Genomic DNA, 10,903 nt, shown 5'->3' on the forward strand with positions numbered 1-10,903 from the left:
GGTGCCCAGGGCGCACTCGTAGCAAGCGAGGTTGTAAGGGTACGTCGGCTCCGCGTGGAGGGCATCCGGCCCGGAGAGGAGCGTGTCGCGCGCCTCATCCGTGCGGCCCAGCTCGTGCAGGCAGAACGCGGCGTGGATGAAGCCGGTCGACTTGTCCGGCGCCACGCGACAGAGCGAGCGGCTGGCGGTGAGGGCCAGCTTCCAGCGTCGCGCCTGCATCAGCACCACAGTGCGCAATTCGACAACGGGGGAGAGCTGCGCCACTTCGGCGGGCAGCGACCCGAGTTCCTCGAGAGCGTCGTCAAACATGCCCAATTCGCAGTAGCCCTGCGCGGCGAGCAAGGTGCGTTCGTGTCCTTCGATCATGCTAACCCAGCAGCGCCTCCAGCTCCTCCACGCGCCGCGCGAAGAGTTGCAGCGTCGCCTCCACCGGCGCGGGGCTCGACATATCGACCCCAGCCTTTTGCAACGTGGGGATCGGAAATTCCGAGCCTCCTGATTTCAAGAACCCGAGGTAGCGCGTGGCATCCCCGGTTTTCAACACCTGACCCGCAAGCGCGACCGCGGCACTCAGCCCGGTCGCGTACTTGTAAACATAGAATGCGCTGTAGAAATGCGGGATGCGCAGGCATTCCAGCTCGAGCGCGCTATCGATGACGAAGTCCGGCCCAAAGTAGGCCTCGAGCAATTCGCGATAGATGCCGCGGAAGGTATCGAGCGTGAGCGGTTCGCCGGCTTCCTCCTTGGCGTGCGCGATCTTTTCAAACTCGGCGAACATCGTCTGGCGGATGACCGTGGAGCGGATGTCATCGATCTGCCGGTTGATGAGATAGGCGCGCATCGCCTTGTCCTCGGTGTGCTCGATCAAATAATGCGTGAGCAATTCCTCGTTGAAGGTACTGGCGACTTCGGCGAGGAAGATCGGGTAATCGTAAGTCTGGAAGGGCTGCGTGCGCTGGGCGTTCCAGGTGTGCATCGAGTGGCCGGCCTCGTGCGCAAGCGTGTAGACGTCGCTGAATACGTCGCGCTTATAGTTCATCATGATGAACGGCGGGTTGCCGTAGCTCGACGAACTGAACGCGCCGCTGCGCTTGCCCTTGTTTTCGTAGCGATCACACCAGCGGCCACGCAGGCCGGCGCTGAGCGTCTGCACGTATTCGTCGCCCAGCGGGGTGAGCGCGGCGAGCACCTTGTCGCACGCTTCATCCCACGAGACATCCGTCTCGATGTTCGGGACGATCGGCACATTGGTATCGGAGGCGTGGATCTCCTTCAACCCCAGCACGCGGCGACGCAGATCGAGGTAGCGGTAGAGCGGCTTCAAGTTCGCGCGCACCGAGGTGATCAGGTTGTCGTACACGCTCACCGGCACGTCGTCGTAGAAGAGCGCACTCTCGCGCGCGCTGGAGTAATTGCGGGCGCGCGCGCGGAAGACATCGGCCTTGATCGAACTGGAGAGCGTCGAGGCCACGGTGAATTTGTGCGCGTCGAATTCCGCGTAGAATTGATGCCACGCGCTCTTCCGCAGTTCCGGGTCGCGCTTGACCATGAACGAGCTGTAACTCGACTGCGACAGCTCCCGCTCGACGCCCTTCTCGTCGACGATCTTGCCGAAGACCATGTCGACGTTGGTGAGCTGCGAGAATGTTTCCCGATGTCCGCTGAGCGCGCTCGACCCGAGCGCGAGCAAGCGCTCCTCGGCGGTGCTCAGCGTGTGCGGTTTCAGCCGGCGGCGTTTGCGCAGCGGCACCTGCCATTCGGCCAGTGCGGGGTCGGACAGATAGGCCTCAAAGGTGACATCCGGAATCGCCATGATCTCCGGCTCGACGAAGGATTGTGATTCGCCGATGAGCGTGAAGAGATTGTCCAGTTGGCCTTCGCGCGAGAGGTGGACGTTGTCCGAGGCATCGCCGGAGGTTTGCAGCGACGCGTAATGCGCCAGCCGCTCGATGGTCAGGCCGAGCGCCTTCTCGAATTCCATCACCTCGCGCAGCTTCTGCGCCGATTCACCCACGTGCCCTTTAAACTGCGCGATCTTCGGGTAATCCTGCTGGAGCTTTTCAAAGGCCACCTGCCAGTCGGCGGGCGTCGGATAAAGCAACGCGAGATCCCATGTGTCATCCGGCCGGACCTGGTCGCGCGTGGGAATAGCGCCACCACCGGGCTCGTCTTTGTCGAAAAACAGGGTGTTCATAAAAAATCAGTGCGCGTGTCCCCCGTCGTCCTCCACGTCCAGCGTGCGCACACGCTTGGCCAGGCGGCAGGCTTCGACCTGGGCGCGGAGTTTGTCCGGCAGCGCGAGGGCGGTGGGGATGTAGTCGATCAAGATGCGCGGCGAAGATTCATCCGCCGTGAGCAGCACCACATCCTGCAGGCCAAAGAGCCGCTGGATGAAGGACTGTGTCATCTCCAGGTCGCGCACGCGATAGAGCTCCAGGGTGTCCGTGACCGTGGAAAAAATCCCGCGGGTCATGAGCAACCGTTCGCTGGTCAGGCGATAGGTCGTGGATTTCACGAGCAGCCACCGGTAGATGGCCCAAGGGATGGGGATGACGAGCAAGCACAGCACGAATGCCCAAAAGTTTTTGAGCTGCGAGGAGGTGCCGCTCCAGATGTTTTCTTCGGCCATTTGCGCGCAAATTACGCGCCGTCGCATTCCCGCGCAAGACGCATGTCCATGGGCAAGCCAGCCCACCCGTAAATAAAATCTTCGCTATCGCTTATTGTATTCCTCGTGCGTGCCAATCCACGTCCAGATAAAGGTCTCCGGGTTCTGGAAAAAGCCAACCGCACGATAGTGGTCGCCGACTCGCGCCGACCATTCGCCAAGCGCCAGCGGTTTGAATCGAAGCGAAGGGTGCCACCGATTCGCCAGCCAGAGCGCATAGTTCTTGTCAGCCACCCGCCGGGCTTGCTCTGGAAGCTGCGCGTATTGCTTCCAGAAAGAAGGAGCAACCTTCGAAATCATTCAGCACCGGGCCAGTCGCGCAATTCGCCGCGGCGCACGGCTTCCTGGGCCTCTACCTTCAACTTGTCGAGTTTGCCGCCGACCTCGCAGTCTGCTTTCATTTGGGCGTCCCATTCGTCGTCTTCGACAGGGTGCAGGAGAGCCTCCAATTCGCAACGCTCTTGAGGGGAGAGTTGATCGATGGCAGTCTTGATTTCTTCCACTCGGCTCATGTGTTAAGATTGCCCGCAAATCCACACGGCGTCAATGCGTGAGGGGGCTGGCGGCCCGCGCGACGGCGTCTGGCACAGACGCTACAGTGCCGCCCTACTTCCCGACGCAATACACCGCCTGCGGCGTGCGGATGAAGAGGTCGCCGTTGCTGATCGCGATGGTCGCGCGGGTGCCTTCGCTGTCGCCCATGGGGATGTTGCCCAGCACTTCAAATTGATCACCCGCGCCGACGATGATGACGTTGTTTTTCTCGTCGATGAAGTAGAGCTTCCCGTCCGCGGCGACGGGCGAGCTGCGCACCACGGCGCGCGTGGGGATTTCGCCCTGCCACTTCTTCTCGCCGGTCTTCGGGTCGAGCGCGGTGAGGGTGTGGGAGTCGCCGTCGAGGACGAAAAGTTTGCCGTTGTAATAGACCGGGGTGCAGACGTCGGGCGTCTTCTTTTCCTCAAAGCGCCAGGCCACGCCGGTATTGCTGATGTCGCCTTTCATGTCCGTGCGGAAGGCGAGCAACGGGCCTTTTTTCGGGCCGGCGGCAATGGCGAGTCCGTCCACCCCCACCGGACTCGGCACGGTGCGCATGTCGCCGCGCTTGGTCGGGTTGAGGCCGAATCCGCGCCAGAGCTCCGCGCCGGTCGCGGGATCGTGCGCGCTAAGGCAATCGCCGCCCACCACGAGGAGCTGTGCCTTGCCGTCCTTGCCGATGTAGGGCACCGGCGTGCCGAAGCTTTCCTGCGATTCATTGAGCGCGTCGGTTGGCCGCGTGACTTTCCAGATGTTCTTGCCGGTCGCCGGGTCGACGCAGAGCAGATAGCTCTCGCGCGCCGCATCGCCACCCGACTGGCCAGGATAATCCGGCGGCACGGGATTGCGCTGGAGCACCTGGAGGTAAAGCTTGCCGTTGAAAAGGAGCGGGCTCGATCCGTAAAGCCACATGTAGGCGAAGCGCCCGTATTCCTCCGAGAGATTGCGCTTCCAGAGGAGGGAGCCCTTGAAATCGATGGCCGCGAGATCGCCCGTGCCGAAGAGCACATAAACCGCCTTGCCGTCCGTAACCGGCGACGGCGAGGCCATGTTCGCGCGGCCCTTGCTGATGTCTCCCGTCCCGACCTGCTTTTTCCAGAGGACCGCGCCGTCTTTGCGGTTCAGGGCGATGAGCACGAGGTTCTTCTCCTCGTCGGGACTGGTGACGAAAACCGTGTCGCCCCACACGATGGGCGAAGCGCCACTCGGCCCCGGCATGGGCGCGGCCCATTTCACCGTTTCGCGCGTCCAGGTCGTCGGCAATCCCTTCTCGGGGGAGGTGCCATTGAGGGACGGCCCGCGCCATTGCGGCCAATTTTCCGCGTGGGCGGCGATGAGGGTGGAGAGGGTGAGAAGGGCGACGGTCTGGAGGGTTTTCATACGAAGCGGCGGAAGAAATAGCGAAACTAGGCCGCAGGACGAAACCCCAAAAGCGTCCGAGGCTTAGGTTTCTGAGACGATCAGAACGAAAGCGCCACCATCTCCCCCGTGTTATTGCGGCAGAAAACGCGGCCATTGGCGACCGTCGGCTGCACCCAGCACCGGCTCGGCAGCACATGCTGGCGCAAGGCCGGCTGAAAGCCTGCCGAGGACGCTTCGCCAATGATCAATTCTCCCGGTTCGCTCAGGATCACGAGCTTTCCATCGGCCAGCATCAGCGCGCCGCCACCGAGTTTCTGCGACCACTTTATCGCGCCGGTCTCGAGATCCAGGCAGACCAGCGGCGACCGGGGGCTGGCCGTGTTATCGATCCCGAAAATCGCGCCCTGCCAAAGCACCGGCGAATTGATGTGCGACCGCAGGTTCTTGTTGCGCCAGTGCTCGCTCACCCCGCTCGCGGTGATTTCGAAAAGAGCACAGCCGGAGCCGTAGCCGGAGGTCACGAAAATGCGGTTGCCATCCACCAGCGGGGTGGCGGCGTTGATGTCGTATTCGGTCTTCCAAGCCTGCCGCCAGAGCTCGTGTCCTGTCTGCGCTTCCAGCCCGACGAGTTGGTTGGACTTGAAAAGCACGATCGTCCGCTTCCCGAGAATATTCGCCGCGATCGGCGACGCGTAGCCAAGATCGTCGTCCCCGCTTTTCCACACCACGTTGCCGGTCGTCTTATCGAGCGCGACCGTGGACGCGCCCTTCGCGCCCACCTCGCAGATGAGCAAATTCCCCTCGACGAGCGGCGAAGCGGCATAGCCGTAATAGGGCCGCTTGCCGCCGAAGTTTTGCTGGTAATGCTTGTACCACACCGGCTTGCCCGTCGCGATATCGAGGCAGAACAGATCGCCTTGGTGGCTCACCGTGTAGACGCGATTACCATCGACCGTCGGCGTAGCCGCGGTGCCACCTTCGAAACTGCGCTTGTCCACATCCAGCGGGTACTCGTGCTTCCACAACACACGCCCGCTCTTCGCCTCGAAACACCACACATCGTCCTTGTTCTGCACGTTGCCCATGGTGAAAACGCGGTCGCCGCTCACCGTGATCGACGATGTGCCGGTGCCGACGCTCGCTTTCCAAAGCTGGCGCAAGCCGCCCATCGGCAAGGCACCGAGCTTTTCCGCCGAGATGCCGTTTTCCGATGGTCCGCGATAGAAGGTCCAGTCGGCTAGGGCCGTCGAAGCGAGGAGAGAAAAGCCACCGAACACCAGCGCCGCGAGGAGAGGAGGGCGAGACATGCCGCTACAGTTACGAGGGGCGCGCGATGGAGTCAAACGAGGCGCTATCGGATAACGCACGGTGGCGCTCAATGCTGGCAGCGCGCGCACCAGCGCGTGGTGCGACCGCCGATGGTCGCCGTCTTCAATTGCACGCCATGGCGGGGGCAGATTCCCTTGCTAGTCCAGCGCTGATGGATCAACCAATCCTCCGGCGGATCGGAAAAGTCCTTGCCGATGGTGTCGAGCGACACCCGGCAAATCTCGCGCGCCTTTTCCCACAGCGCCTGGATTTGTTTCTTCGAAAGCTTGCCGCACAATGTCCGCGGGTCGATGCGCGCCTGCCAGAGGATCTCATCTGCCATCCAATTGCCCACGCCGGGAAACGCCGTCTGCACCAGCAAGGCCGCCTTCACCGCCAGCCGGGCGTGGCGTTTCAGGAACGCGCTCACCCGCTCCAGCGTGAACTCCGGCGACGTCACCGCCGGCGGCAGCTTCGCCCACCACGTCGGCACGTCCCGGCCTTCATGGAAATGCACGCGCCCAAACTGCCGGGGATCGCTGAAGACCAGCGCCCGCGCACTTTGCTGCAGCACGAGGTGATCGTGCTTCTCCGGCGTGAATCCCGCCAGTTCCATGCGCAGTTGCCCGCTCATCCCCAGATGAATCCCGAGCCACACTCCGCCCGAAAAGCGGAAGCACATCAGCTTGGCCTGCGCCTCGGAGTTGAGATACGTCGCGCCCTCGAGCGCCGCGGCCAGTCGCTTCACTTTGATGCCGCGGAAGATCCGTTTCCCGGCGTGCAACTCCACACGCGTCACCTTTTTCCGCAGCCCTGCGTCCCATTCCTTGCGATAAAACTCAACTTCGGCGAGTTCGGGCATGCCTAGCTCACGAACCGGATGCAACAGGGATAGCGATAGGCCACGCCCTCGTTGGCCTTCACCGCGGCGATGATCGTGACGATGACGTCGAACAGCCAGACCGCGGGAAACAGCACAATTCCCACGAGTACGAAAATGGAAATGCCGGCCACAATCAGCGCGATCGTCATCGTGATCTGAAAATTCAGCGCCTCTTTCCCCTGGTCATTGACGAACGGCTGCTCGTCCTTTTTCAGGCACCAGATGATGAGCGGCCCCACGATATTGCCGAAGGGAACGAGGTGCCCGGCGAATGTGCTGAGGTGGGCAAACATCGCCCAAGTGCGCGCTTCCTTGTCTGGCAGGTCCATGCGCAGGATTCTCCCCGGAATACCCCGTCACGGCAACCCTTAACCGCCCATGACGTGGCAGGAACCTTGCTCCCTTCACTGTGATCCCTGTGAAAAGCAAGCGTCTCATCTCCATCGTCCTGGTGCTCAATGCCGTCCTGATCGGCGCCGGCATCTACCTCTGGCTGGACGAAAAGCGCAACAACGCCGCCTTGACCTCGCTGGTCGCCGAACAGAGCGAAATGGCCTGGAAGATGGAACTCACTGAGGCGCACTACGCTTCGCAAACCATCGAGCTGCTGAAAGCGTCGAGTGATCAACAAGCGCTTGGGGCCGTGCGTAAACACCTGCAGGGAAAACTGGCCATCCTCGATAATTACGAGCCAAAGATGAACGCCGACCAGAAGCGACTGCTCGGCACTGTGCGCAGCCTGGCGAACGAGCGCTGAGCAGGAAGTGCCGGGCTGGGCAGAGGAGTGGCTGGAAAAAGAACGGGAATAAGATTAAGAAAACCGTGGTCTGTGTATTGGCAGACCGGGAGATCGCTTTTCCGCCTTCCGCCCTCATCCTTCATCCTTTTCCGCCATGCCCACCTACATCTACGAAACGACCAACCCGAAAAAGCCCGTGCGCCGTTTTGAAGTCCGGCAGAGCATGAAGGACGCGCCGCTGACCAAGGACCCGGAGACCGGGGAAGCCATCCGGCGCGTGATCAGCGGCGGGCTCGGGTACATGAGCAAGTTCAACGCGCCCAAGCATGCCGACATGCGGCGCGAAATGGGTAGCGGGGGCGGTTCGTGTGGATCCGGTTGCGGCTGCCATTGACGCGCGGCGCTCGCTCGCTTTTCATCCGCCCTGCCGTGGCCACCTCCTCCGATCCCGCCAAGCCCCGCTCACCGCTGGGGCTCATTTTCCTCACCATCCTCATCGACATGATCGGGTTCGGGATCGTCATTCCCGTGCTGCCGGTCTACGCCGAGGGCTCGCGCTTCGGCGCCACTCCCACGCAGTTGAGTATCCTCGTGGGCATTTACTCGCTGCTCCAGTTGGTCTTTTCGCCGATCCTCGGGCATCTCTCCGATCGCATCGGCCGCAAGCCGGTGCTGACCGTCAGCATCTTGGGCACGGCCATCGGCTTCTTCGTCACCGGCTCGGCGAATGCCTACTGGATGTTGCTTCTCGGGCGTATCATCGATGGCATCAGCGGTGGCAATATCGCCACCGGCATGGCTTGCATCGCCGACGTCACGACCAAGGAAAACCGCTCGAAATCCATGGGTCTCATCGGCGCCGCCTTTGGCGTGGGCTTCATGATCGGGCCGGCGCTCGGCGGCGTGCTGGGCAAGATTTCGCCCGCGCTGCCGTTCTTCGTCGCCGGTGGATTGGCCTTGGTGAATTGCGCGCTGGTGGCGATGAATCTCCCCGAGACGCTGACGCCCGAGGCGCAGGAGCGCGCGCGGCATCGCGCCAGCATCGGCGAGGTTTTTTCCCACGGCCGCTCCGGTCTCATCTTCGCCATCCTCGCCAGCCAGCTCGCCTCGGTCACCGGCTTTTCCATCATGACGTCGCTCTTCGCGCTCTTCTGCGAAAAGCGCTTCGGCTACGACATCGCGCACACTGGCTGGATTCTCTTCTACGTCGGCTTCCTCGGCGTGCTCATGCAAGGCGGCGTGCTGCGGCGCCTGCTCAAGCGCCCCATCGAGAAGCAGCTCGCCGTGATCGGCGCCGGCGTCCTGGCGATCAGCATGTATTTCCTGCCCTCGACGCCGCCGAGTCTCGGGATGTTGCTGCTCGTTTGCGCCGGCATTTCCGTGGGGAACAGCTTCGTCACGCCCACCCTCAATGGCCTCGCCTCGCGCAGCAGCGATGCGCACACCCAGGGGCGCGTGCTCGGCCTCCTCGCCTCGGCGGGCAGCCTCGGCCGCTTTGTCGGGCCGATGATCGGCTTTCAGCTCCTGCGTTTCGATTCCAACGAGAACTACGCCCGCACCTCCTTCTACGCGAGCGCCGCGATCCTCGTCCTGGCTCTGGTCTGCATCACTATGGTCTCACCCGGAGCCGCCACCGCACCTACGCCCGACGCCATCCCCGAAACGTAACAACCGCCCACCGACCGCCCCAATCTATGAAACCAGTAGGAAGGTTTTCCTCCTTCGCCATCTTGCTGGTCATTTTCTTCTTCATCTGCGTCGCGCTGTGGTTCGCGTTATTTTTCTACCGCGTGATATGAGGCCGTCTAATTTTCACCCAATGCAGCCAATCGAATTCAGATTGTAACTCGCGTCCACCCGACAGCGCGGCGGCGAATGCTTACAGCGCTCTCCCAAAAAAACGTCACCCAATCGCATCCCATCCCATGGCCATCCCCCTCGAAGACAAATTCAACGACATCGTCGGCAAAGCGATGCGCGGCCTCAAGCTCAGCGACAGCCAGGTTGCCGAAAAAACCGGCGCGGACGCCGCCGCGGTAAATGCCTTGCGCGATGGCGCATGGAATGAAGCCACCGCCCGCCAGGTGGCTCCCGCGCTGGGTCTCGGGGCGGACGCCCTCGCCGCCTCCGGCAACGAAAGCTGGGCCCCGAAGCCCGTCGCCATCGACGGCCTCGCCCAATTCAACACCCCGTACGAAGACATGACCGTGAACTCCTACCTCGTGTGGGACCCGGCCACCAGCGACGCCATTGCCTTCGACACCGGAGCCGATTGCAGCGGCATGCTCGAGCTCATCGCGCAGAAAAAATTGCGCGTGAAATACATTCTCCTGACGCATACCCACGGCGACCACATTTTCGATCTCGACCGCCTCAAGGAAAAGACCGGCGCTCCCGCTTTCGTCGGCGATCGTGAACCGATCGAAGGCGCGGAATCCTTTGCCGCCGGGCGTTCGTGGACCCTCGGCTCACTGAAGATCGAGTCGCGCCTCACGTGGGGCCACTCGAAGGGCGGCATCACGTTCGTCGTCACCGGCCTCGCCCAACCCGCGGCCATCGTCGGCGACGCCATCTTCGCCGGTTCCATGAGCGGCGGCGGCATCAGCTACGCCGACGCCCTCGGCACGAACCGCAAGGAGATCATGACGTTGCCCGACAACACGATCATCGCCCCCGGCCACGGCCCGCTCACGACCGTGGGTGAAGAGAAAGTCCACAACCCATTTTTCTCCTAACGGTTGATGTTTGAGGTGGCGCTATTCGATAGCGGCACCACTGTCTCTCGAAACCAAATCTATCATGCCTGAAAACATCGCTGTCGTTGGGGTAGGTCGCATGGGCTCAAATATGGCCCGTCGCCTGAAAGACCAGGGCTTCGCCGTGACTGCCGTCTACGATCAAAATGCCGAATTGGCGAAGGCCCTCGCCCAAGAACTGGGCTGCACCGCGCCCGCCACCTTGCCGGAAGTGACTTCCGCCGCCGACATCATCATCACCGTCGTCAGCGACGATGAAGCCATGGACGACATTTTCGGTTCCGTCGGCTGCGGATCCGATTCGCTGCTCGGCACGGCCAGCGGCGTGACCGTCGCGGAGGGCAAGCTCTTCATCAATTGCGCCACCGTTTCGCCCGGCACGCACGTGCTCGTGGAGAGCCGCGCCGAGACCGCCGACGCGCAATCGCTGGAGGCCTGCATGGCGTCGAGCATCACGCAGGCCCGCGAAGGCACGCTTTATCTCATGTGCGGCGGCAAGCCGGAGGCCTACGAGCGCGCGAAACCGGTGCTGGAAAAGCTGAGCAGTTCGCTGCGTTACATCGGGCCCACCGGTTCCGCGGCGAAGGTCAAGGCGCTGGTCAACATGGTGATGAACATCAACACCGCCGGCCTCGCCGAAGGGCTCGGCCTGG

Annotated in this window: 13 protein-coding genes; 5 read left to right on the plus strand and 8 right to left on the minus strand. The window is 62.4% G+C overall.

The window, feature by feature from the left end; all coding sequences use genetic code 11:
• From ABJF10_RS24555 to ABJF10_RS24590, 8 genes are all read right to left on the minus strand, one after another.
• The coding region (locus tag ABJF10_RS24555) for a tetratricopeptide repeat protein (protein WP_348547264.1) at positions 1 to 366 on the minus strand (366 nt) is incomplete at its 3' end.
• A gap of 1 nt (position 367) precedes the next feature.
• The gene (gene pepF, locus ABJF10_RS24560; protein ID WP_348547265.1) at positions 368 to 2,194 is read right to left on the minus strand and encodes an oligoendopeptidase F; all 1,827 of its coding nucleotides are present in this window, start codon (positions 2,192 to 2,194) and stop codon (positions 368 to 370) included.
• A 6-nt stretch (positions 2,195 to 2,200) separates the two neighbouring features.
• Complete coding sequence (locus tag ABJF10_RS24565; RefSeq protein ID WP_348547266.1) at positions 2,201 to 2,629, minus strand: PH domain-containing protein; 429 nt, start codon at positions 2,627 to 2,629, stop codon at positions 2,201 to 2,203.
• Between the two features lie 335 nt (positions 2,630 to 2,964).
• On the minus strand, positions 2,965 to 3,180 hold the full coding sequence (locus ABJF10_RS24570; RefSeq protein WP_348547267.1) for a hypothetical protein: 216 nt from the start codon (positions 3,178 to 3,180) through the stop codon (positions 2,965 to 2,967).
• 94 nt (positions 3,181 to 3,274) lie between these two features.
• Positions 3,275 to 4,582, minus strand: a complete 1,308-nt coding sequence (locus tag ABJF10_RS24575; protein WP_348547268.1) for a PQQ-binding-like beta-propeller repeat protein — start codon at positions 4,580 to 4,582, stop codon at positions 3,275 to 3,277.
• An 80-nt stretch (positions 4,583 to 4,662) separates the two neighbouring features.
• On the minus strand, positions 4,663 to 5,871 hold the full coding sequence (locus tag ABJF10_RS24580) for a PQQ-binding-like beta-propeller repeat protein (RefSeq protein ID WP_348547269.1): 1,209 nt from the start codon (positions 5,869 to 5,871) through the stop codon (positions 4,663 to 4,665).
• A 68-nt stretch (positions 5,872 to 5,939) separates the two neighbouring features.
• Positions 5,940 to 6,734 (minus strand): DNA-formamidopyrimidine glycosylase family protein, encoded by a 795-nt coding sequence (locus ABJF10_RS24585; protein WP_348547270.1) that lies wholly within the window; start codon positions 6,732 to 6,734, stop codon positions 5,940 to 5,942.
• Between the two features lie 2 nt (positions 6,735 to 6,736).
• Positions 6,737 to 7,084 (minus strand): DUF4870 domain-containing protein, encoded by a 348-nt coding sequence (locus ABJF10_RS24590; RefSeq protein WP_348547271.1) that lies wholly within the window; start codon positions 7,082 to 7,084, stop codon positions 6,737 to 6,739.
• 89 nt (positions 7,085 to 7,173) lie between these two features.
• Between ABJF10_RS24590 and ABJF10_RS24595 the strand changes: the two genes are divergently transcribed.
• From ABJF10_RS24595 to ABJF10_RS24615, 5 genes are all read left to right on the plus strand, one after another.
• Positions 7,174 to 7,512, plus strand: coding sequence for a hypothetical protein (locus tag ABJF10_RS24595; RefSeq protein ID WP_348547272.1), 339 nt, complete (start codon positions 7,174 to 7,176; stop codon positions 7,510 to 7,512).
• Between the two features lie 136 nt (positions 7,513 to 7,648).
• Positions 7,649 to 7,888 carry a zinc ribbon domain-containing protein gene (locus ABJF10_RS24600; RefSeq protein WP_348547273.1) on the plus strand — a complete coding sequence of 80 codons (240 nt, stop codon included), beginning with the start codon at positions 7,649 to 7,651 and terminating at the stop codon, positions 7,886 to 7,888.
• A 35-nt stretch (positions 7,889 to 7,923) separates the two neighbouring features.
• Positions 7,924 to 9,162, plus strand: coding sequence for an MFS transporter (locus tag ABJF10_RS24605; RefSeq protein WP_348547274.1), 1,239 nt, complete (start codon positions 7,924 to 7,926; stop codon positions 9,160 to 9,162).
• Positions 9,163 to 9,419: 257 nt separating this feature from the next.
• Entirely contained in the window at positions 9,420 to 10,229 is an 810-nt protein-coding gene (locus ABJF10_RS24610) for an MBL fold metallo-hydrolase (RefSeq protein ID WP_348547275.1), read from the plus strand.
• Between the two features lie 64 nt (positions 10,230 to 10,293).
• The coding region (locus ABJF10_RS24615) for an NAD(P)-binding domain-containing protein (protein ID WP_348547276.1) at positions 10,294 to 10,903 on the plus strand (610 nt) is incomplete at its 3' end.

The sequence above is a fragment of the Chthoniobacter sp. genome (assembly GCF_040003245.1).
GTDB lineage: Bacteria > Verrucomicrobiota > Verrucomicrobiia > Chthoniobacterales > Chthoniobacteraceae > Chthoniobacter.